Below are 21949 nucleotides of genomic sequence, written 5' to 3' on the forward strand. Positions count from 1 at the left end.
GAGTGCCCGCCGGGCGTGTGAGATCGTTCTCTCATGAGCGACGGGTACGGCTACCTGCTGGTCCACTTCGTGGAGGACCGGACCGGCCACAGCGAGAAGATCTTCTTCTCGCTCAGCCGGGGCGACGATCCGCTGCGCTGGCGCGCGCTCGGGCCGGTGCTGGAGTGGACCGGCGGCACGGGCGGCGTCCGCGACCCCCACATCGTCCGCGGGCCGCGGGGCTTCCACCTCGTCGCCACCGACCTCCGCGTCTGGCGGCCCGAGGGCCCGGACTGGGACCTCTACCGGCACCGGGGGAGCCGCGACCTCGTGGTCTGGGACTCCCCGGACCTCCTCGAGTGGTCCGAGCCGCGCGCGGTCGCCGTCGCTCCCGAGGGCGCGGGCATGGCCTGGGCGCCGGAGTCGGTCTACGACCCGGTCTCGGGCGACTTCCTCGTGCACTGGTCCTCCGGCCTGGCCGAGGACGGCGACCCCGCCACCGGCGAGACGGGCGACAGCCGCATCCTGATGTCCCGCACGCGCGACTTCCTCACGTTCACCGAGCCCGAGACCTACCTGCGGCTGTCCGGCGGAGTGATCGACATGACGCTGCTGATCGAGGGCACGGCCGTCCACCGCTTCGCCAAGCAGCACGACGAGGCCCCCCACACGATGCAGGTGTTCCAGCAGGTCGGCTCCTCCCTCTTCGCGGACGACTTCGCCACCGTCGCGCGGGGGATCGGGCAGGAGCTCGGCCCGAGCATCGAGGGGCCGCTGGTCTTCCGGCACCACCGCGAGGAGCGCTGGTCGCTCTGGGTCGACCAGTACGCCCTCCGCCCCTACGGCTACCGCGCCTACACGAGCACCGACCCGGCCTTGGGCCGCTGGGAGCTCGCGGAGGAGTTCGACCTGCCCGAGGACACCAAGCACGGAGCGGTCCTCCCGCTCACCCGATCCGAGTACACGGCGCTCGACGAGCGCCACCCCGCCTGAGAGGCCCCGCATGACCGACTTCAGCCCCCGTCTCGCCGACGCCCTCGTCACCGTCCTCGGTGCCGACGGCGCTCCGCTCGCCCACGCCGACGTGACGGTCGAGCAGCGCCGCCACGCCTTCGCCTTCGGCTGCACCCCTCCGAGCACCGACCCCGCGCGCGCCGAGGAGCGCCGGCTCTGGCTCGACCTGTTCGACACGGCGACGCTCCCCGTCTACTGGGGCCGCTTCGAGCCGGAGCGCGGCCGCACCGCGACGGAGGAGGTGCTCGCCGAGGCGCGCGCGCTCGCCGCGGACGGCGTCCGCCTGAAGGGGCACCCGCTGGTCTGGCACTACGTGAAGCCGGAGTGGCTCGACGCGCTGCCGCTGGACGAGGCCGAGCAGCTCCTCCGTGCGCGCATCCGCCGGGAGGTGGGCGCCTTCGCCGGGCTGATCGACACCTGGGACGCGATCAACGAGGTCGTCATCATGCCGCGCTTCGCCAACGAGCCGGACGGCGTGACGAACGCCGTCACCCGCCTCGCCCGCGAGAAGGGACGCGTCGGCATGGTCGAGCTGGCCTTCTCGGAGGCGCGCAGCGTCGGCACCGGACCGGTGCTCGTGCTGAACGACTTCGACCTCGGGCCCGAGTACGAGCGGCTGATCGAGGACGTGCTCGAGGCCGGGATCCGGCCCGATGCGATCGGCCTGCAGTCGCACATGCACCAGGGGTTCCGCGGGGAGGAGCAGATCACGGCGATCTGCGACAGGTTCGCGCGCTTCGGCCTGCCGCTGCACTGGACCGAGACCACCCTCGTCTCTGGCGAGCTGATGCCCGCCGAGATCGAGGACCTCAACGACCACGTGGTCGAGGACTGGCCGACCACTCCGGAGGGGGAGGCGCGGCAGGCGGACGAGATGGTGCGGCACTACGAGACGCTGGTCGCGCATCCGGCGGTCGAGGCGATCACCTACTGGGGCTTCGACGACGCCGGCGCCTGGCTCGGAGCGCCGGGCGGGTTCCTCCGCCGCGACGGGAGCCCGAAGCCGGCCTACGAGGCGCTGCGCTCGCGGATCCGCGGGGACTGGTGGCTCGAGCCGACGGTGCTCCGGACGGACGCCGAGGGGCGCGTCGGCGTCCGGGCCTTCGCCGGGGACTTCGCGCTCTCGAGCGCCGGGGCGGGCGCTGCAGTGAGCCTCCCCGTCGGGTCGTCGACGGCGGAGGTCCGCCTGGGCTGAGGGCGTCCGGGGCCGGCCGGTGGCGCCGGTCGCCCCGTCGCACGCCCCGGAACGCCGCGTCCCTCCCAACACTCAGTCGGCTGATGGAAGACTCGGAGGGTGCATCTCCTCGCGGTCCTCAGCATGAAGAACCGGGCGCTCATCGCGCTCGTCACCGTCGTCATCGCCGTCTTCGGCGGAGTCGCCCTGACCGGGCTCAAGCAGGAGCTCGCGCCGTCGATCTCCTTCCCGCAGCTCGCCGTCGTCACGTCCTACCCGGGCGCCGCTCCGGAGGTGGTCAACGACGACGTCTCGACGCCGATCGAGACCGCCATCCAGGGGGTGCCGGGGCTCGAGACGACCAGCGCGACGTCCTCCACGGACTCCTCCCTCATCTCGGCGTCCTTCACCTACGGCACCGACCTCGCCACCGCCGAGCAGAAGATCCTGCAGGCGATCAACCGGATCAAGAGCACGCTCCCGGACGGCGTCGACCCGCAGGTGGTCACCGGCTCCCTCGACGACCTGCCGGTGCTGCAGCTCGCCGTGTCGAGCGACGGCGACGCGGACGCGCTGGCCGAGCGCCTGCGCACCACGGTCATCCCGGACCTGGAGAAGGTCGAGGGCGTGCGCGAGGCGGCGCTCGTCGGCGAGACCGCCCAGCGCGTCACGATCACTCCCGACGACGCGGCGCTCGCCGCGGCCGGCCTCTCGACCGGCGACATCCGCTCGGCCCTGCAGCAGAACGGCGTGCTCGTCGCGGGCGGACAGATCACCCAGGACGGGTCGACCTTCTCGGTGCAGTCGGGCGTCAAGCTCGACTCGACCGACGCGATCGCGGCGCTGCCGCTGCTGCCGTCCGCAGGTGCCTCCGCGGGTGCGGGCGGCGCCGGTGCGTCAGCGGGCGCGGGTGCCTCCGCGGGCTCCGGCGCTTCGGCGGGCGGCTCCGACGCCGGAGCGGCGGCGGGAGGCGCGGCCGTGACCGCAGAGCCGACCGTCACCACCCTCGGCTCCGTCGCGACGGTCGCCGTCACCGACGCCCCCGTCACCTCGATCTCGCGCGTCAACGGCCAGCCCGCCCTGACCCTCTCGATCACCAAGCTCCCGGCCGCGAACACCGTCGACGTGTCGACCGGCGTGGCCGCGCTGCTCCCGGACCTCGAGGAGTCGATCGGCGACAACGCCGCCTTCACCCCGGTCTTCGACCAGGCGCCCTACATCCAGGAGTCGATCGCGTCGCTCGCGCAGGAGGGGGCGCTCGGCCTCGTCTTCGCCGTGCTGGTGATCCTGCTGTTCCTGCTCTCGGTGCGCTCGACCCTGGTCACGGCCATCTCGATCCCGACCTCGGTGCTGATCACGTTCATCGGCCTGCAGACGGCCGGCTACACCCTCAACATCCTCACCCTCGGCGCGCTCACCATCGCGATCGGCCGTGTGGTCGACGACTCCATCGTCGTGATCGAGAACATCAAGCGGCACCTCGACGCGGGCGAGGACCGGGCCCGGACCATCGCGGTCGCCGTCCGCGAGGTCGCCGGCGCGATCACCGCCTCCACGATCACCACGGTCGCGGTGTTCCTGCCGATCTCGTTCGTCGGCGGCACCACGGGCGAGCTGTTCCGGCCCTTCGCGCTGACCGTGTCGATCGCCCTGCTCGCCTCCCTCGTGGTGGCGCTGACGATCGTGCCGGTGCTGGCCTACTGGTTCCTCCGCCCCTCGAAGCGGCCGGCGGTGCGCCAGGCCGCGCAGGCGGCGCTCGCGGAGGAGCGCGCGGCGGCCGGAGGGGCACCCGCCTCGGGCGTCCCGGCCGACACCGCCGCGCCGGTCGAGGAGGTCCCGCACCACGGCGCCCACGCCGCTCCCCGGCGGGCGCGCGGGCTGCAGTCGGTGTACGGCCCGATCATCCACTGGACGCTGAAGCACTCGGTCGTCACCGTCCTCCTCGCGCTGCTCGTGCTCGTCGGGACCGGTGCGCTGTACCCGCTGATGAAGACGAACTTCCTCGGCTCCAGCGGGCAGGACACCTTCACCGTCACACAGACGGTCCCCGTCGGCCAGAGCCTCGACGCGCAGGACGCGACGGCGCAGCAGGCGAGCACGGCGATCCTCGGCGTCGACGGCGTCGAGACCGTCCAGCTCACCGTCGGCTCCTCCGGCGGCCTGCAGAGCGCGTTCGGCGGGGGAGGCGGCGGCGGCACCTCGATCCGCTACTCCGTCACCACCGATGAGTCGGCCGACCAGGAGGCCGTGCAGGCGGACGTCCGCGACGCGCTGTCGGGCGTCGCCTCGGCCGAGGACATCAGCGTCGCCGCCTCCTCCGGCTTCGGCGCCTCCTCGGACATCGAGGTCGACCTCTCGACCGCCTCGCAGAGCGACCTCCAGAGCGCGAGCGACCAGCTCCTCGAGGCCCTGCGCGGGACCGACGGGATCAGCCAGGCCGAGAGCAACCTCTCCTCCTCGCTGCCCTACATCGCGGTGCGGGTCGACCGCGACGCCGCGGCCCGGGCGGGTCTCAGCGAGGTCGCCGTGGGCACGATCGTCAGCCAGGCGCTCCAGCCCAGCCAGGTCGGCAGCGTCGTGATCGACGACCGCACCCTCTCGATCTACCTGGCCGACGGGCAGCCGCCGGCCACCGTGGACGAGCTGCGGACCCTCGAGGTGCCGACCCTCGCCGGCGCCGTCGCGCTCTCCACCCTCGCGGCGGTCGAGCAGACGGACGGTCCGGCGAGCATCACCACCGAGCGCGGGCAGCGCACCGCGACCATCACCGTCACCCCCGAGGGCGACGACCTCGCCTCGGCCAACGTCGCCGTGCAGAACGCGATCGACGCGACGGCGCTTCCGGCCGGTGTCGACGCCTCCCTCGGCGGAGTGACCGCCGACCAGGCCGACGCGTTCTCGCAGCTGGGCATCGCGCTGCTGGTCGCGATCCTGATCGTCTACGTCGTGATGGTGGCGACGTTCCGCTCGCTCCTGCAGCCGCTGCTCCTGCTCGTGTCCGTGCCGTTCGCGGCGACCGGCGCGATCCTCCTGCAGGTGATCACCGGCGTGCCGCTGGGCGTGCCGTCCCTGATCGGCGTGCTGATGCTGATCGGCATCGTCGTCACCAACGCGATCGTGCTCGTGGACCTGGTGAACCAGTACCGCGATCGCGGGATGCCGGTGCGGGAGGCGCTGCTGCACGGCACCGAGCGGCGGCTCCGGCCCATCCTGATGACCGCCCTCGCGACGATCTTCGCCCTCCTGCCGATGGCGCTGGGGATCACGGGCCACGGCGGATTCATCTCGCAGCCGCTGGCGATCGTCGTGATCGGCGGCCTGGTGTCCTCGACGGTGCTGACCCTCGTGGTCCTGCCCGTCGTCTACAACCTGGTCGAGGGGTATCGTGAGCGGCGGCGTGCCGCCCGCGCCGGGAAGGCGTCGGCATGACGGACATCAGGGATGCGGCCGAGACGGTCGGCTCGCGCTGGCGCAGCGGCCCGGAGCGCGCCACCGCGGTCCTCGACGAGATCGGTCCGGAGCGCTTCGTCGCCCGCGACTTCCGCCCGGGCACGCTCCGGCACCTCGTCCTGATCCGCTTCCGCCCGACGGCGCTGGTCGCCGAGGCGGACGAGGTCACCCGCCGCTTCCTCGCCCTGGCCGACGAGTGCGTCCGCGACGGACGGCCCTACATCGAGTCGATCGAGACGGGGCCGCAGCTGAGCATCGAGGGCGCGGGCGAGGGCTTCGACCGCGCGTTCCTGCTGACCTTCTCCTCCGAGGGCGACCTGCACTACTACCTGGGCCGGCCGGCCGTCGAGGACCCCGCGCACTGGGATCCGGCGCACGACGCGTTCAAGGAGTTCGTCGGGCCGTTCGTCGACACTGCCGGCATCGTCGCGTTCGACTTCCGACCCGAAGAGCACTGATGGCGACTCCCGACTTCGTGCTGCGGCTGCGCAAGCGGATCGGGACCGAGCTGCTCTGGCTCACCGGCGTGACCGCGGTGATCCTCCGCGAGGAGCCGGCGCTCGAGGTCCTGCTCGTCCGGCGCGCCGACACCGGAGCCTGGACGGCCGTCACCGGGATCATCGACCCGGGCGAGACCGTCGCCGGCACCGCCCGCCGCGAGGCGCAGGAGGAGGCGGGCGTCGAGATCGAGGTCGAGCGCCTCGTGCAGGTGCACACCCTCCCGCCGATGCGGTACCCCAACGGGGACCGCTCGCAGTACCTCGACCACGTGGTGCGCTGCCGCTGGATCTCGGGGGAGGCCCACGTCGCGGACGACGAGTCGACCGAGGTCGGCTGGTTCGCGCCCGACGCGCTGCCGCCGATGTCGGACGAGCACCGCGCCCGGATCGAGCGGGCGCTGTCGGACGAGCCGGGCTGTTCGATCGACTGACGGCGGGGGTGCGCGCCGGACGAGGGCGGGGCCGCCTCCCGGAAGCGGCACTCGGATCGGAGCGGGCGTCCTGCCGTGTCGGCCTCCGACCGGACGGGCCCTCGGGCCGGGCTCCTCGGACCAGGCTCGCCTCGGAGCGGCGCTGCTCAGACCGGACGCGCGAAGCAGAGCACCGCGTCGTCGCCGACGTGGGCTCCGAAGCCGTCGATCGCCGTGAAGCCGAGCGCCCCGGCCGCTGGGGCGAGCTCCGGAGCGGCGGCCAGGCGCAGCGTGCGGATCCGCTGCACCCGCGCCCACGACTCCGCCGCCGCGACGAGCCGTCGGGCGACTCCCGTGCGCCGGTGGACGGAGGCGACCACGAGCTCCAGCACCTCGGCGAAGTCGTCCGGGCCGGGAGCGAGCACCAGGGCGCCCGCCGCCGCCCCGTCGATCCGGGCGATCAGGACGCGGGCGTGCGGGGGCGGGACCGCGGCGAGGAGGCCCTCCGCTCCGGCTGCGTCCTCGAGGCGGACGACGACTCCGCTCACGAGCCCAGGTGGGCGCGGAGGAACTCGACGACCCGAGCGCGCAGAGCGTCGTCGAGCAGCGCGATCGAGTGCAGCGAGCCGGGGAGGACGAGGAGGTCGACCCTCGAGCCCGCTCCGCGCAGCGCCTCGGCGAAGCGGGTCGACTGGCTGAGCGCGACCCGTTCGTGCGCCGCGTGCGCGATGAGGAACGGCGGCTCGGAGCCGTCCACCTGCGCGAGGGGCGAGGCGGCGGTCGCAGCGGGGCAGGAGGCGAGGTCCGCGCAGTCGAGGTAGCTGCGCACGGCGGCCGCGACTCCGACAACCGGGTCGTCGTCGGCGAGGCCGGCGGCGCTGAGATCGGAGGGACCGCTCAGGTCGACCACGGCGGCCAGGCGCGACGAGGTCGACGGCAGCGTGCCGAGCAGAGAGGCGAGGTTGCCGCCGGCCGAGCCGCCGAAGGCCGCCACCCGCTCCGGATCGATGCCGAAGCGCGCGGTCTGCTCCGGCTCGAGCAGCCAGTCGAGGGCGGCCGTCACATCGTCGAGCTGCGCGGGGAACACGGCGGCGGGCGCGAGGCGGTAGTCGACCGAGACGGCGACGAACCCCTCCGATCCGAGCCACTGGCAGATCGGACGCCAGTTCGCGTCGGCCTTGCCTCCACGGGCCCAGCTGCCGCCGTGCACGACGAGGACGGCGGGCCGCGGCTCCGCCGACGGGGCAGGGGAGGAGCAGACGTCGACGCTCTGCCCAGTGCTCGCGTCGTAGACGACGTCGGCCGTCACGCTCACGCCGGACCAGTCGGGTGCGGGTGCCGCTCCGAGCGCCTGCGCCACCGGCTCCGAGACGGGAGTGGTGCTCGCGCAGCCCGAGAGGAGGAGTGCGAGGGCGGCCAGGACCGCGGCGACGCGTCGCGGGGATCGGGTGGGCTCGCGCATGAGTGCGATCAGCGTACGGGGTGCCCGGCGCCCCGGATGCGGCACCCCCGCGATCAGGGGGTGCCGGGCTCGCGCTGCAGACGGACCAGGACGACCCCCGCGAGGATCAGCGCGCCGCCGCCGAACTGGATCGGCGCGGGCAGCTCGCCGAGGATCAGCCACGCGGCCGCGATCGAGAACAGCACCTCCGTCAGGCCGACGAAGGAGGCGATCCGCGTGCCGAGACGGCGTCCGCCCTCGATCCCGAGCAGATACGCCAGCACCGTCGACATGCCGAGGATCACGCCCGCGGGGAGGAGCCAGCTGACCTCCGCTCCGACGAACACCACCTCTCCGAAGGTCGCGCGCAGCGGTGTGGCGCCGAGCGCCCCGAGTGCCAGCAGGATCGCGGCGCCGACCGTCATCGCCCCCGCCGTGAGCGCGATCGGCGGCAGCTCCGGATCCACCCGGCCGGCGATGACGTAGTAGACGCACAGGCCGAGCGAGGCGGTCAGCGCCCAGGCGATGCCGACCAGCTCGGGGGTCGACTCGCCGGACAGGTCGAGCACGAGCACCAGGCCGCCGAGCGCGAGCGCGGAGCCGGCGAGGGTGAAGCGGCCGGGGTGCCGGCGCGTGCGCGCCCAGGCGAAGAGGACGAGGAACACCGGCGCGAGGTACTCGATCAGCAGGGCGACGCCGACCGACATGTGCTCGATCGCGCTGTAGAAGCAGAGCTGCGCGGCGATCACGGCGAAGACTCCGTAGAGGGCGATCGTGCCGAGGTTGCGGCGGAGCACGGGCCAGCGGCCGCGGAGGGACAGGATCGCCGGGATCGCGAGGATCAGTGCGGCGCCGCCCGCGCGCCAGAGGACCGCGGACGCCGGCGTCCAGCCCGCCTCGAGGAGCGGCTTCACGAACGGCCCGCCCAGACCGAACGCCGCCGACGCGGCCAGCGCCGCGACGAGGCCGGAGCCCAGGCGCCGTGCAGGCGCGGGCGCGCTCGCGGCGGGGAGGGTGACGGCGGCAGTGCTCTCGGCGGTCATGGCCGGCTCCTTCAGGAGTCAAAAGGATTACACTCGTGACAGCGAGCTGATCGCACATTACTGAGCCGCACTGTCAGGAGTCAACATGGTGTTCGCCTATGACGTCGAGGCGTCACTGACCTCCACCGCCACCCTCGTCAACACGCTCCCCGAGCTGTCGCCGTCCGGCGAGGACGAGATGGCGACGATCGAGCAGCTGGACGACTTCCTCCTCGAGAACCGGTACACGGGCAGCCGCGACGGATCGACCGAGGAGCTGGAGGCCGTGCAGTCGATCCGCTCCTCCCTCCGCACCCTCTGGCTCACGCGGGCCGAGGAGGACCTCGTCCCCGTCGTCAACGGGATGCTCGACTCCGGCCGCGCGCTCCCGCAGCTGGTCCGGCACGGACCCTACGGCTGGCACCTCCACGCGACGCGCGACGAGAGCCCGCTCGCCACGCGCATCCTGGTCGAGGCCGCCATGGCGTTCGTCGACGTGATCCGCGGCGACGAGCGCGAGCGGATCCGCGTCTGCGCGGCGGAGGACTGCGAGGCGGTGCTCGTGGACTTCTCCCGCAACCGCTCGAAGCGCTACTGCGACACGGGCAACTGCGGCAATCGCGCGAACGTGGCCGCGTACCGGGCCCGGCGGGCGTCGCAGTAGCGGACGGGCGGTCGTTGCGCGCGGGCGCGCGTCGATCGTGCTGCGGCTCGGGGCCGGGGGGCTGTATGCGGGGCGACTCCGCGGGGGACCGGTTGCGGAGGTGCGCGACTCCCGGGCTTCGCGGCTCCCGACCTGAGCGGCTCCTGGCCGCACGTCTCCCCGCCCTAGCCAGGCTCCGGGGCCGCGTGTAGACTCACTCGGTCGGCTCTTGACACCGTGCGTTCTCGTGCGGATGGGTTTGTTAGTCAAGTGGGCCGAGTCTCCGACAGTCGTCGTGAGACGAATCACATGTGTGAATCGGCCCCGGTCAATGACTCGCCCGGGTTCTCCCCCTGCTGCCCCGCAGCAGTCCAGCGCACGGACGCCCCTCACGACGGGGCTCCTCCGGCGTCGCCTCCTCGCGCACGACCTGAACCCAGGAAGAACTGCCATGCCCAAGAACAAGAAGCCCGCCGGCGGACGTCCGGCCAAGAACTTCGAGCCCAACCGCTTCGGCGCCTCGAGCGGCAAGTCCCAACTCGGCGGCCGCTCGCGCTTCCCCGGCGCCAAGCCGGGCTCGCGCAGCGAGGGCCACCGCGGATTCCGCGCCGTCGACGAGAACGCCCCCAAGAAGGCGCGCTGGAACGCCGACGAGCGCGCCGAGCGGGCCACCGAGCGCGCCGATCGGCCCGCCCGCGGGAACGACCGCGACGAGCGGCCCTCGCGCGGCTACGACCGCGACGCGCGTCCGGCCCGCTCGAACGACCGTGACGAGCGTCCGGCCCGCGGGTACGACCGCGACGCACGCCCGGCCCGCTCGAACGATCGCGACGAGCGTCCGGCGCGATCCTTCGATCGCAGTGACCGTCCGGCCCGTTCCTTCGACCGCGATGCGCGTCCGGCGCGCTCGAACGATCGCGACGAGCGTCCGGCGCGTTCCTACGGGCGCGATGAGCGTCCTGCGCGTTCCTTCGACCGGAGCGACCGCCCGGCCCGTTCCTTCGACCGCGATGCGCGTCCGGCGCGCTCGAACGATCGCGACGAGCGTCCGGCGCATTCCTACGGGCGCGATGAGCGTCCGGCGCGTTCCTTCGACCGGAGCGACCGCCCGGCCCGTTCCTTCGACCGCGACGCGCGTCCGGCCCGCTCGAACGACCGCGACGACCGTCCGGCCCGCTCCTACGGACGCGACGACCGGCCCGCCCGTACCGGCGACCGCGACGAGCGCCCCTCGCGCGGCTACGACCGCACCGAGCGTCCCGCCCGCTCGTTCGACCGCAGCGACCGCCCGGCCCGCTCCTTCGACCGGGATGCGCGTCCCTCGCGCGGCCACGACCGCGGCGACCGCCCGACCCGCTCGTTCGACCGCGACTCCCGGCCCTCGCGCCGCGACTCCGGCTCGGACTTCTACCCCAGCCGCGACGCCCGTGCGCCGCACCAGGCCGACGACGTCGTGCTCGAGCGCCTCGAGGCGACGGCCACTCTCGCCGTCGACGTCGAGGGCGTCACCTTCGGCGACCTCGGCCTGGGCGGGAACATCGTCCGGATGCTGACCGAGCTCGGAGCGGCCGCGCCGTTCCCGATCCAGGCCGCGACCATCCCCGAGGTGCTCGCCGGCAAGGACGTCCTCGGACGCGGCAAGACCGGCTCCGGCAAGACCATCGCCTTCGGCGCCCCCGTCGTCGAGCGCCTGATGGAGAACAACGGAGCGAAGGGCCGCAAGCCGGGCCGGGCTCCGCGCGCGCTCATCCTCGCGCCGACCCGCGAGCTCGCCATGCAGATCGACCGGACCATCCAGCCGATCGCCCGCTCCGTCGGCCTGTTCACGACGACCATCTACGGCGGCGTCCCCCAGTACAAGCAGGTCGGAGCCCTCCAGCGCGGAGTCGACATCGTCATCGCGACGCCGGGCCGCCTCGAGGACCTCGTCGAGCAGGGCCGCCTCGACCTCTCGAACATCACCATCACGGTGCTCGACGAGGCCGACCACATGTGCGACCTCGGCTTCCTCGAGCCCGTGCAGCGCATCCTCCGCCAGACCGCCGACGGCGGCCAGCGGCTGCTGTTCTCGGCCACGCTCGACAAGGGCGTCGCGACGCTCGTGGACGAGTTCCTGGTCGAGCCGAGCGTCCACGAGGTCGCCGGCGAGGACCAGGCGTCCTCGACCATCGACCACCGCGTGCTCCTGATCGAGCACCGCGACAAGGCCGAGATCATCGAGCAGCTCGCCGCCCGCCAGGGCAAGACGCTGATCTTCGCCCGGACCCGCGCGTTCGCGGAGCAGCTCGCGGAGCAGCTCGACCACGCGGACATCCCCGCGACGAGCCTCCACGGCGACCTCAACCAGTCGCGCCGCACCCGCAACCTCGCGCTGCTCACCAGTGGACGCGTCGACGTGCTGGTCGCGACCGATGTGGCCGCGCGCGGCATCCACGTCGACGACATCGACCTGGTGATCCAGGCCGACGCTCCCGACGAGTACAAGACGTACCTCCACCGCTCCGGCCGCACCGGCCGCGCGGGCAAGACGGGCACGGTCGTGACGCTCATCACGCGCAACCGCCGCCGCCGCATGGAGGAGCTGCTCGACCGGGCCGAGATCGAGGCCGAGATGATCGAGGCCCGCCCCGGCGACCGCGTCCTGCGCGAGATCAGCGCCCCGGCCGAGTAGCCGCCGACCGCACGACGACGAGGCGCGGACCCCCTGCATCGGGGTCCGCGCCTCGTGTCGTTCGTGGTGGGTGCTGTGGTGCGGCGTGACGGCGAGTGCCGGGTCGTGGTGACCCTCCGACTCCGCACTGCGCAGGGCTCCGCGCTGTGCGGCTTCCCGTTCGGACAGCTCTGCGTTGCGCGGCTCTGTGCTGGACGACTCTGTGCCGGACGACTCTGCAGTGTCCGGCTTCGCGGAGGGCTTCTGCACGCACGAACGCCGAAGGGCGGACACCGCGAGGTGCCCGCCCTTCGGCGTGTTCACCGGCCGGAGCCGGTGAGGGGAATTAGCTGGCCGGGGGGGTCAGCACGGTGTCGATGAGGTAGACGGTCGCGTTGGCGGTCTGGACGCCACCGCAGATGACGGACGCGTCGTTGACCTTCAGGTCGTCGCCGGAACCGGTGACGGTGAGGTTGCCACCCTGGACAGTGGCGTGGTCGCCGGCGATCGCGTCAGGGGCGATCTGGCCGGGGACGACGTGGTAGGTCAGGATCGAGGACAGCGTGGCGGCGCCCTCGGGGGTCTTGAGGGAGTCGACGGTCGCGGCGTCGAGCTTGGCGAACGCGTCGTCAACGGGGGCGAAGACGGTGAACTCGCCGCTGTTCAGCGTGTCGACGAGGTTGACGTCGGGGTTGAGGCCACCGGAGACCGCAGCGGTCAGGGTGGTGAGCAGCGGGTTGTTCGACGCGGCGGTCGCAACGGGGTCGAGCGACATGCCCTCGACCGAGCCGGCGCCGTCCGGAACCTGCTCGGCGTAGGCGGCACAGCCGGGACCGACGAGGTTCGCGGCCGGGTCCATGGTCGCCATGGGGGTCGAGGAGGCGGAGGCCGACGAGGTGGCCATCGGGGTCGACATCTCGGTCGCCGCGTCGCTGGCGGCGGTGGTCGAGCCGCTTCCGCTCGAGCAGGCGGTGAGGCCGAGGGCGGCGGTGCCCAGCAGGGCGAATGCGGCGAGGGCGGAACGCTTGGTGGATCGCATGGGATTACTCCTTCGTGAGACGGCCCCCACGTGATGCGGAGGACCTGTTCTGTGTGGACCGTGTCGCGGCCGTTGACATGTGTTCGGAGCCCTCCCTGCGGGGGTTTGGATTTCTTTCGGTGATCTAGGTAACGGCTTCGTAACGGCAGGGAACCGGGACGGCGGGGAGCTGCTCCGCCGCGTCGATTACCCTGGAGACGTCGCGCGCACGCGTCGACGCGACGACGAGAGGACGGGCGAGTGCAGACCCGAGGTGCACGAGTGGCTCGCGGCGTCGCCGCCGCTCTCGCCGCGACCGCCACGGCCGCCGCCTCCCACACGCTCGCGGGCGCCGAGACCCCCGCTCCTGCCATGCTCGCCCTCGCCGCGGCGTTCGCCGTCGTCGTCTGCGTCCTCCTCTCGGGGCGCCGTCCGTCCCTTCCCCGGCTGACGCTCTCCGTGCTCCTCAGCCAGATCGCGTACCACGGCCTCTTCCTCATCACGGGCAGCGGTGGGGAGGTGAGCGTCGTCGGGACGACGGGCACCGGCGCGCACTTCCACGACGGGTCGACCATCGAGCTGATCGCCGGGGGAGGCGGACACGCGGCCCACGCTCCGCTGATGCTCGTCGCCCACCTCGCTGCGGCTGCCTTCACGATCGCGGCGTTCCGGTACGGCGAGCGCCTCTTCTGGACGCTGGGAGCAGGCCTCCAGCGCGTCGTCGTACGGATCGTCGCCCGCGCGTCCGCGGTCGCGCTCCCGTCGGCACCCGGCGTCTCGATGACGGGCACCCCCGAGCCGCGGGCGCCCCGTTCCCTCGACGCGGTCCTCTCGATCCTCCGGCACCGCGGGCCGCCGCTGCGGGTCCTCCGCGCCGCCTGACGCCCCTCCCGTGCGGGAGCGGCTCCGGTCGGCGCCTCCGCATGCACCGCGAACCCGCGCTGCGTCCAGAACTCCCGGCCCCGCGCCGGATCTCCCCCGAGGACACGACCGTCATGACCCGTTCTTCTTCTTCTTCTTCTTCCTTCTCGCGGCTCCGCCTCGTCGGCAGCGGCGCACTCGTCGCCGCCGGATCGATCGCGCTCGCTGTCGCCGCGCCCACTGCGGCCAGCGCCCACGTGACCGCGGCGGCGAGCAGCACCGCCGCCGGCTCGTACACGGTGGTGACGTTCTCGCTGGCCCACGGCTGCGAGGGCTCGCCGACGACGGGACTCACGATCACGATGCCCGACGGCATCAACTCGGTCAGCCCGACGATCAACCCGAACTGGGACGTCGTGAAGAACGAGGTCGCGATCGCCGACCCGGTCACCGACTCCCACGGGAACACCGCGACCAAGCGGGTCTCGGACGTGGTCTACACGGCGAAGACGCCCCTCGCCGACGGCTACCGCGACACCGTCGCCCTCCAGCTTCAGCTCCCCGAGGACGCAGCCGGCTCCACGCTGGAGTTCCCCGTGCTGCAGACGTGCGAGACCGGCAGCACCGCCTGGGACCAGCCGACCGTCGACGGCCAGGACGAGCCCGAGCTGCCCGCTCCCACCGTCGCGGTGACCGCGGCGGAAGCGGGGTCCGGCCACGGGGGCGGACACGACGACGACGGCGACGGTGACGACGCGGTCGCGACCACCGCCTCGGCGACGACGGCCACGAGCGGCGACGACGTGCTCGCCCGCATCCTCGGAGTCGGCGGGCTCGTCGTCGGCGCGGTCGGCGTGGCCGTCGGGCTCGCCTCCCGCCGCCGCGGACCCCGGGCGTCGGCGTGACCCGTCGGAAGGTCCTCGTTGCCGCTACCGCGATCGGGCTGCTCGGCTCGATCGCTGTGGCGGCGCCCGCCAGCGCGCACAACTACCTCGTCTCGACGACTCCCGCTGCGGACTCGACCTTGACGGAGCAGCCGGGAACGCTGGTGCTGACGACGAACGACGACCTGCTCGTCCTCGGGACGGACGGAACGGCGGCGGCTCTGCGCGTCGTCGGGCCGGACGGGCTCTACTACGGCGACGGCTGCGTCAGCGTCGTCGGGCCGGAAGCGTCGATGCCGCTCGAGCTCGGCGCGGCGGGGGAGTACGAGGTGACCTGGCAGGTCGTGTCCACCGACGGGCACCCCGTGTCGGGCCAGTACGCGTTCGACTGGGCGCCGTCCGACGGGACCGCGCTCGCCGACGGGTCGGACTCGGTCCCGGACTGCAACGGCACCGTCGCGGTCTCAGGAGGACATGCCGAGTCAGCCGACGAAGCGCAGGCGACGTCCGGATCGGACCCGGCACTCCTCGGGGACGTCCTGTGGATCGGCGGCGCTCTCGCCGCGGTCGCCGCCGCCATCGGAGTGACGCTCCTCGTGCTGCGACGGCGACCCCGCGACTGAGGCTCGTGAGCCTCCTGGGGTGGCGGTCGGTCAGTTCAGGAGGCTCGCGAGGGGCCCTTCGCCGAGACCGGTCAGGACGGCCGCCGCGTCCTCGTAGACGGCGACGGCCCCGGCCTCGCGGAGTTCGTGCTCCGAGGTACCGCCGGAGAGGACTCCGACCGTTGCCAGGCCCGCGCGCTCGGCGGCCAGGACGTCCCAGGTCGCGTCGCCGACCATGACGGCGCGGTCGACGGAGACGCCCGCGCGGTCGAGCGCGATCGAGATCAGGTCGGGTGCTGGCTTGGCGGTCGAGACGTCTGCGCCGCTGGTGACAGCGTGGACGGAGCCGCCGAAGTCGAGGACGTCGAGAAGCACGTCCAGCTCGTTCTGCGGTGCCGAGGTGGCGAGGACGACGTGGACGCCTCGACCGACGAGCGTCGCGACGAGCTCGCGAGCTCCCGGAAGTGGAACGATGCGTGCTGTCGTCTCGGCGTAGTTCTTGGTGTGCAGCGACTTCACCAGTGCGCGCTGCTCCTCTTTCACGTCGTCCTCGAGGAGCATGTCGAGCAGCTCCGACGAGTCTGCGCCGATCGCTCGTTGGATGCGCCAGGCGGGCACGACGAGGTCGGCCTGCCAGAAGGCGCGCGACCACGCCTCGACGTGGAGGAAGTTCGTGTCGGCGAGGGTCCCGTCGATATCGAAGAGCACCGCCGAGGTCCCCGTCGTCGCGTCTTTCCTGTCCTTCGTTCCTGCCATGTCGCTGCCCCTCTTGTCGCTTCCGCGCCTATCGGCCCGTGCCGTCCACGCTACGCGGGCGCGCCGAAGCGGGCCCGCCCCTTGACCTGCCCGTCCACGCCACCCGACCTGCCCCTTGTCACGGCCCGCCGGTCCCGGTCGGATCGTGTCCGCCCTCCGTCCCGTTCCCCGGCTCCCCGGGCCGGGTGACATGCTGCCGTCCCGCCGGGCTCGTCCAGTGCAGCGTGCCGTCCGGCTCCTGCCGGTGGGTCCACGCCGTGGTGTGGCGGAGCCGGTGGTGGTGTCGGCAGAGGTGTGCGAGGTTGTCGACCGACGTGGTGCCTCCGTGCTGCCAGTCGTTCGTGTGGTCGACGTCCGCGTGGCGGGTGCTGCGGGTGCATCCCGGGAACCGGCAGGTCCCGTCGCGGTGCTGGAGGTGGCGACGCAGGTCCGCCGGCACTCGGTAGGAGTCGCGTCCGACGGAGAGGACCGCTCCGCTCTCCGGATGGGTGAGCAGCCGCGTGAACGAGGGAGCACCTGCTGTGAGACGCCGCGCGGTCTCCGGATCGACGGGTCCGTATCCGTCGAGGACGGCGGGCTGGTCGGACCGCCCGAGGAGGGTCAGCGCCGGCACGGTCACCGCGACTTCGGCGCGCACTCCCGCCGGCATCGACGTGCCGTCTCCGTCGGCCGATGTCTCCCCGTCGACCAGCAGCGCAGCCGCGATGTCTGCGCGGAGCTGGCCCAGCGTCCGCTCCTCGTCCGGCAGATCCGCGAGGGAGCGGGCGGCCCGGTCGATCCTGTCCATCGCGCCGAGCACATCGGGAGCTGCGGTGTAGAGGTGCAGGATCGCCATCCCGTCGTCGAGGCCCTCCACCCAGAGCGCGCGACGACGGGCGCAGTCCCTATGACGTTCGCTGAGCGTCTGCGGGTGCAGCCGTTCCCGGAGCGACCGGAGGGCGCGTCGCAGCTGGGGCGGCGTGCAGGCGACCGCGATCGTGGCGGCCTCCTCGTCGAAGCGCCCACGGACCTCGGCGGGGACGTCGAGTGCTCCTCGCACCACGAGTCGCGCATGCTCGGGGGAGAGCGCTCCGTCCGCGAGTGCGCGCAACGTCGCCGGGAGGTCGTTCACCAGCAGGCGCGCCTCGTCGACCAGTGCAGAGGCGTGCGCCTCCGAGACCCGGAGTCCCGTCGCGAGCTCCGCGATCAGCGCCCGGTGCGCCGCCTCCGCCTGATCCACCTGCACCTGGACGTGCTCGCCGACGAGCGCCGCCGGTGCCGCCATCGCGAGGCGGCGTGCCTCCTCGACTGCCCGGTAGCGCAAGGCTTCGACGGATGATCGCTCGGCGTGCCGTGAGCCGGCGAGCGCGAGCGCCTCCGTGAGCGCGTCGTCTACTGTCGCCGATTCCTTCATGCCCTGATCTCAGCGGACGAAGTCTCGTCGTGGACCTCGGGACCGCCGTTCCATCGGACAGCATCGCGAAGAGCCGCCTGTGGAGGACCGTTCCCGCCCCCCTCACACCTTCCGCGGCACCGTGAACACGGTCTCCACTCCGGCCGAGTACAGCACCGAGTCCGGCGCGCGCGTCGCCAGCCCGGGGAAGCCCGCGGCGTCGAGCAGCCCGTCGTCGAGCGCCAGCAGCTCCGCGCGGCGCAGCGGCCACGGCCGGTGCAGGTTGCGGCCGTACCAGGTGGAGCCCAGGTGGCGCTCGTGGTAGGCCCAGCGTGCGGTGAGGAACGAGGCGAGCGGGTCCTCGCCGACCGGGTCGCCCGGGCGGACGACGATCCGGGAGCGGGCGGCCGAGTCCGAGTGCCGGATCGTGTCGTAGATCACCGCGCCGTGGCGGTGCTCGATGCTCATCCGGGCCCAGCGGTAGGGGAGCCCGAACACCGCCTGCGCGGTGAGCACGGGAAGGAGGTGGGAGGCGTCGAGCGAGACGAACACGACTCCGCGTCGTCCCTGCTCGTCGACGGAGTAGAGCCGGACGTTCACTTCGGGGAAGGTGCCGAGCCAGGGCACCCGCGGGCCGCCGAGGAAGGCCGTCCGCGAGAGCCGGAACGGGATCAGGCCCACCCAGGAGGAGCCGTCGTGCTCGTCGGGCCTCGTCCCGGCCGGGAGGTGGGGCGCCACCAGGGCGGGGTCGACCCGCCAGTGCAGGAACGTCGCCTCGGTCCAGCGCTGCTTCAGGATGCGCGGTCCGCCGAGCGCGGGCGCGGAACGGGTGACGGGTTCGACGGAGCTCACGCGCCCATCGTGCTCCGGTGTGCTGCGAGCTCGCCCATGCAGGCGCGCTCAGCGGCGCGCGGCGAGGGCCTTCAGTGTCTCCAGCACCAGGGCCACCGGTGCGGAGGAGGCGGCGGAGTTCCGCACGACGGCCTCGAGGGAGCGGACAGGCCGGGGACGGACGACGGGCACGGCGCGGACGCCGTCCGGCAGGCGGTGGGCCGCGAGCTCCGGCAGGACCGTCACGCCCATGCCCGCGGCGACGAACGCGGCGGCGGTGATGTGGTCGTTGGCCTGGACGTGGAAGGGCGGCGCGAACCCGGCGGCGGCGCAGGCCTCCACGACGTTCCGGCGGCACCAGCCGGTGGGCAGGTCGTTGTCGACCCAGCGCTCGTTCGCGAGCTCGGCGAGGTCTATCTCGCTCCGTGAGGCGAGCGGATGACCGTCGGGCAGGACGACGAGGTAGGGGTCGTCGAGGAGGTGGTGCGCCGTGAATCCGGGGGCGGTCGGCTCGGAGGAGGCGACGAGGAGCTGCACGTCGGGGCGCGCTCCGAGGTCGTCGTCGAGCTCCTCTCCCAGGCGCAGATCGAGGGCGAGGCCGGGGAACGCGGCGGTCAGCCGGCGGGCGACCTCCGGCATCCAGGCGCTGCCGACGGAGGCGAAGTACGTCACCGAGAGGCGGCCGGAGCGGCCCTCGCGCAGCTCCTCCACCACGGCCTCCGCTTCGGCGAGGCGCTCGAGGACGCGGTCCGCCTGGGCGGCGAGGGCGCGTCCGGCTGGGGTCGGGCGGACGCCGCGGCCCACCCGCTCCAGCAGGGTCAGTCCGGTCTCGCGCTGCAGAGCGGAGAGGTGCTGGCTGACGGCGGACGGCGTGTAGCCGAGGCCGGAGGCGGCTCCCGCGATCGAGCCGGAGGCGACGACGGAGCGGAGGATGCGGAGCCGGTGCACGTCGAGCATGAGACGACCGTACAGTCCGGCTGAACGATCCGACAGTGAACGGAACTGGTGCTGAATCCCCGGCAGCGCCACGATGGCCTCATGACCGACGTCTCCTCCTCCGCCCCGCCCTCCACGAGGGACGCCCTCCTGCTGTGGGGCGCGATCGCGGTCACCGTCCTGCTCTGGGCGTCGGCTTTCGTCGGCATCCGCGCCACGACGGAGGACTTCGGCCCGGGCGCGCTGACCCTCGGCCGCATCGTGGTGGGGTCGCTCGCGCTCACGGTGGTGCGCGTCGTCCTCACCGCCCGGAGGCGCCGCTCGGAGGCGGCTCCGGATCCGCGCACGGCGGTCCCGCGCGGGCGCCTCCTCCTGCTCGTGCTGGGCTGGGGGGTCGCCTGGTTCGGGGTCTACAACCTGGCGTTGAACGCTGCGGAGCGGCACGTCGACGCGGGGACGGCGGCGCTGCTGGTGAACATCGCGCCGATGATCACCGCCGTGCTCGCCGGGCTGCTGCTGGGGGAGGGGTTCCCCCGCCGTCTCCTCGCCGGGATGCTCGTGGCGCTGACCGGCGTCGCGGTGATCGCGTTCTCCACCTCCACCGGGCAGTTCGACGTGATCGGCGTCGCCCTCGGCCTGGTCGCCGCCGTCGTCTACGGCAGCGCGGCGACCCTTCAGAAGCGCCTGCTGGGACGGATCGACGCACCGACGATGACCTGGCTCGGCTGCCTCGCCGGCACGGTCGCGTGCCTGCCCTTCGCCCCGGAGCTCGTCGAGGCGCTCGCCGCCGCTCCGCTCTCCTCGATCCTGGCCGTGGTCTACCTCGGGATCTTCCCGACTGCCGTCGCCTTCACGACGTGGGGGTACGTCCTCGCGCGCTCCAGCGCGGGTCGCACCGCGGCGTCCACCTACGCGGTGCCCGCGGTGGTCGTGCTGCTGTCCTGGCTCGTCCTGGGCGAGACCCCGCCGCTCGCCGCGCTGCTCGGAGGCGCGCTCGCCCTGGCCGGAGTCGCGGTGGCGACGCTGCGGAGGCGCCCGAAGGCGGTCTGACCGGCGGCGGATGCTCCTCCACAGCCGCCCGATCGCGTCGAGTCCTCGGACGAGGCGGCTCGCGGGGATCCCGCGGGAGGGCCCGGGATATGCTGGGCGGACGTTCATCCCAGTCGGCGCCGAGCGCCAGGAACGGTGAGGATCCCGATGACCGAGGCCCTGCAGCCGCCCGTCCAGAACGCCCTCTCGCTCACGCCTCCGGAGCCGGTGGCGGCGGTGCCGACCACCTCGGCGCCGTCGATCGCGCCGAAGGTGCCGGAAGCCGCCCTGCCCGGCCTCGAGGCGAAGGTCGACGGCTACCTCGACACGCTCCTGGCGACGGAGTCCCGCAGTCCCGAGTTCGCGACGCGGGCCAACGACATCCGCACGATGGGCGACGCCGACATCCGCTCGGCCGCCGACTCGTCGAACCGGCTGCTGAGCACGCCCGTGCGCGCCCTCCAGGAGGGCGGGCTCTCCGAGGGGTCGACCATCGGCAAGACGCTGCTCGAGCTGCGCCGCACGGTGGAGGATCTGGACCCGTCCGAGGACAACCTGCAGAAGAAGATCCTGGGCTTCATCCCGTTCGGCAACAAGATCACCGACTACTTCCGCCGCTACGAGAGCGCCCAGTCGCACCTGAACGCGATCATCCAGGCCCTGTACGACGGGCAGGACGAGCTGCGGAAGGACAACGCGGCCCTGAATCTCGAGAAGCAGAACCTCTGGGAGACGATGACCCGTCTCAACGAGTACATCTACGTCGCCGAGCGGCTCGACGTGAAGCTCTCGGCGAAGATCGCCGAGCTCGACGCGACCGATCCGGAGCGGGCGAAGGCGCTGCGCGAGGACGTCCTCTTCTACGCGCGCCAGAAGCACCAGGACCTGCTGACCCAGCTGGCCGTGTCGATCCAGGGCTACCTCGCGATCGACGTCGTCATCAAGAACAACGTCGAGCTGATCAAGGGCGTCGACCGCGCGACGACCACGACCGTCTCGGCGCTGCGCACGGCGGTCATCGTGGCGCAGGCGCTCGCCAACCAGCGCCTCGTGCTCGATCAGATCACGGCGCTGAACATCACGACGTCCAACATGATCGAGGCCACCTCGCGCATGCTCGCCGACCAGTCGGCCTCGATCCAGTCGCAGGCCGCCTCGGCCACGGTCGGGCTGCCGCAGCTGCAGGCCGCGTTCGCGAACATCTACCAGACGATGGACTCGATCTCGGACTTCAAGATCAAGGCGCTCGACAGCATGGCCCAGACCGTCGGAGTCCTGCAGACCGAGACGGCGAAGGCCGGCGAGTACGTCGAGCGGGCCCGCCGCAGCAACTCGGACATCGACGCGACGTCCTCGCTCGATCTCGGCCGCTAGCCG

20 protein-coding genes are annotated in these 21949 nt (G+C 72.9%); 12 read left to right on the forward strand and 8 right to left on the reverse strand.

Annotated features, from left to right (window positions below):
- Positions 1-33 precede the first annotated feature (33 nt).
- The 5 genes from C5C44_RS05885 (at position 34) to C5C44_RS05905 (ending at position 6548) form a co-directional block, all read left to right on the forward strand.
- Positions 34-972, forward strand: coding sequence for a glycoside hydrolase family 43 protein (locus tag C5C44_RS05885; RefSeq protein WP_104335505.1), 939 nt, complete (start codon positions 34-36; stop codon positions 970-972).
- Positions 973-982: 10 nt separating this feature from the next.
- On the forward strand, positions 983-2188 hold the full coding sequence (locus tag C5C44_RS05890) for an endo-1,4-beta-xylanase (RefSeq protein WP_104335506.1): 1206 nt from the start codon (positions 983-985) through the stop codon (positions 2186-2188).
- A gap of 99 nt (positions 2189-2287) precedes the next feature.
- On the forward strand, positions 2288-5596 hold the full coding sequence (locus tag C5C44_RS05895) for an efflux RND transporter permease subunit (protein WP_104335507.1): 3309 nt from the start codon (positions 2288-2290) through the stop codon (positions 5594-5596).
- On the forward strand, positions 5593-6075 hold the full coding sequence (locus C5C44_RS05900; protein WP_104249875.1) for a Dabb family protein: 483 nt from the start codon (positions 5593-5595) through the stop codon (positions 6073-6075). Before C5C44_RS05895 ends, C5C44_RS05900 begins: the two co-directional genes overlap by 4 nt.
- Positions 6075-6548 (forward strand): NUDIX domain-containing protein, encoded by a 474-nt coding sequence (locus C5C44_RS05905; RefSeq protein WP_104335508.1) that lies wholly within the window; start codon positions 6075-6077, stop codon positions 6546-6548. The genes C5C44_RS05900 and C5C44_RS05905 overlap by 1 nt, the downstream gene beginning before the upstream one ends.
- Positions 6549-6694: 146 nt before the next feature.
- Here the strand turns inward: C5C44_RS05905 and C5C44_RS05910 are convergent, their stop codons facing one another.
- The 3 genes from C5C44_RS05910 to C5C44_RS05920 are packed head-to-tail and all read right to left on the reverse strand — an operon-like array spanning position 6695 to position 9011.
- Complete coding sequence (locus C5C44_RS05910; protein WP_104327350.1) at positions 6695-7075, reverse strand: GNAT family N-acetyltransferase; 381 nt, start codon at positions 7073-7075, stop codon at positions 6695-6697.
- On the reverse strand, positions 7072-7989 hold the full coding sequence (locus tag C5C44_RS05915; RefSeq protein WP_104292231.1) for an alpha/beta hydrolase: 918 nt from the start codon (positions 7987-7989) through the stop codon (positions 7072-7074). Before C5C44_RS05915 ends, C5C44_RS05910 begins: the two co-directional genes overlap by 4 nt.
- Positions 7990-8042: 53 nt before the next feature.
- A complete protein-coding gene (locus C5C44_RS05920; RefSeq protein ID WP_104335509.1) occupies positions 8043-9011 on the reverse strand; it encodes a DMT family transporter in 969 nt (322 codons plus the stop codon).
- An 85-nt stretch (positions 9012-9096) separates the two neighbouring features.
- Between C5C44_RS05920 and C5C44_RS05925 the strand changes: the two genes are divergently transcribed.
- The gene (locus tag C5C44_RS05925) at positions 9097-9654 is read left to right on the forward strand and encodes a CGNR zinc finger domain-containing protein (RefSeq protein ID WP_104269364.1); all 558 of its coding nucleotides are present in this window, start codon (positions 9097-9099) and stop codon (positions 9652-9654) included.
- 430 nt (positions 9655-10084) lie between these two features.
- Positions 10085-12304, forward strand: coding sequence for a DEAD/DEAH box helicase (locus C5C44_RS05930; RefSeq protein ID WP_104335510.1), 2220 nt, complete (start codon positions 10085-10087; stop codon positions 12302-12304).
- Between the two features lie 325 nt (positions 12305-12629).
- Here the strand turns inward: C5C44_RS05930 and C5C44_RS05935 are convergent, their stop codons facing one another.
- Positions 12630-13322 carry a fasciclin domain-containing protein gene (locus C5C44_RS05935; RefSeq protein ID WP_104223824.1) on the reverse strand — a complete coding sequence of 231 codons (693 nt, stop codon included), beginning with the start codon at positions 13320-13322 and terminating at the stop codon, positions 12630-12632.
- Positions 13323-13583: 261 nt separating this feature from the next.
- Between C5C44_RS05935 and C5C44_RS05940 the strand changes: the two genes are divergently transcribed.
- Genes C5C44_RS05940 through C5C44_RS05950 form a run of 3 tightly spaced genes read left to right on the forward strand, consistent with a single transcriptional unit; the run spans position 13584 to position 15669 of the window.
- Positions 13584-14183, forward strand: a complete 600-nt coding sequence (locus C5C44_RS05940) for a hypothetical protein (RefSeq protein WP_104335511.1) — start codon at positions 13584-13586, stop codon at positions 14181-14183.
- Positions 14184-14224: 41 nt separating this feature from the next.
- A complete protein-coding gene (locus tag C5C44_RS05945; RefSeq protein WP_104335512.1) occupies positions 14225-15067 on the forward strand; it encodes a YcnI family protein in 843 nt (280 codons plus the stop codon).
- Positions 15064-15669 carry a copper resistance CopC family protein gene (locus C5C44_RS05950; RefSeq protein WP_104335513.1) on the forward strand — a complete coding sequence of 202 codons (606 nt, stop codon included), beginning with the start codon at positions 15064-15066 and terminating at the stop codon, positions 15667-15669. Before C5C44_RS05945 ends, C5C44_RS05950 begins: the two co-directional genes overlap by 4 nt.
- A 30-nt stretch (positions 15670-15699) precedes the next feature.
- Here the strand turns inward: C5C44_RS05950 and C5C44_RS05955 are convergent, their stop codons facing one another.
- From C5C44_RS05955 to C5C44_RS05970, 4 genes are all read right to left on the reverse strand, one after another.
- Entirely contained in the window at positions 15700-16404 is a 705-nt protein-coding gene (locus tag C5C44_RS05955) for an HAD family hydrolase (protein WP_104226181.1), read from the reverse strand.
- Positions 16405-16522: 118 nt separating this feature from the next.
- Positions 16523-17797, reverse strand: a complete 1275-nt coding sequence (locus tag C5C44_RS05960) for an HNH endonuclease signature motif containing protein (RefSeq protein WP_104335514.1) — start codon at positions 17795-17797, stop codon at positions 16523-16525.
- 102 nt (positions 17798-17899) lie between these two features.
- Complete coding sequence (locus C5C44_RS05965; protein ID WP_104237664.1) at positions 17900-18628, reverse strand: YqjF family protein; 729 nt, start codon at positions 18626-18628, stop codon at positions 17900-17902.
- A 48-nt stretch (positions 18629-18676) separates the two neighbouring features.
- Positions 18677-19564 (reverse strand): LysR family transcriptional regulator, encoded by an 888-nt coding sequence (locus C5C44_RS05970; RefSeq protein ID WP_104335515.1) that lies wholly within the window; start codon positions 19562-19564, stop codon positions 18677-18679.
- A gap of 81 nt (positions 19565-19645) precedes the next feature.
- Between C5C44_RS05970 and C5C44_RS05975 the strand changes: the two genes are divergently transcribed.
- Positions 19646-20593 (forward strand): DMT family transporter, encoded by a 948-nt coding sequence (locus C5C44_RS05975; protein WP_104249861.1) that lies wholly within the window; start codon positions 19646-19648, stop codon positions 20591-20593.
- Positions 20594-20740: 147 nt separating this feature from the next.
- Positions 20741-21946 (forward strand): toxic anion resistance protein, encoded by a 1206-nt coding sequence (locus tag C5C44_RS05980; RefSeq protein WP_104335516.1) that lies wholly within the window; start codon positions 20741-20743, stop codon positions 21944-21946.
- The last annotated feature ends 3 nt before the right edge of the window (positions 21947-21949 follow it).

This window comes from Rathayibacter sp. AY1F6, assembly GCF_002932035.1.
Classification (GTDB): domain Bacteria; phylum Actinomycetota; class Actinomycetes; order Actinomycetales; family Microbacteriaceae; genus Rathayibacter.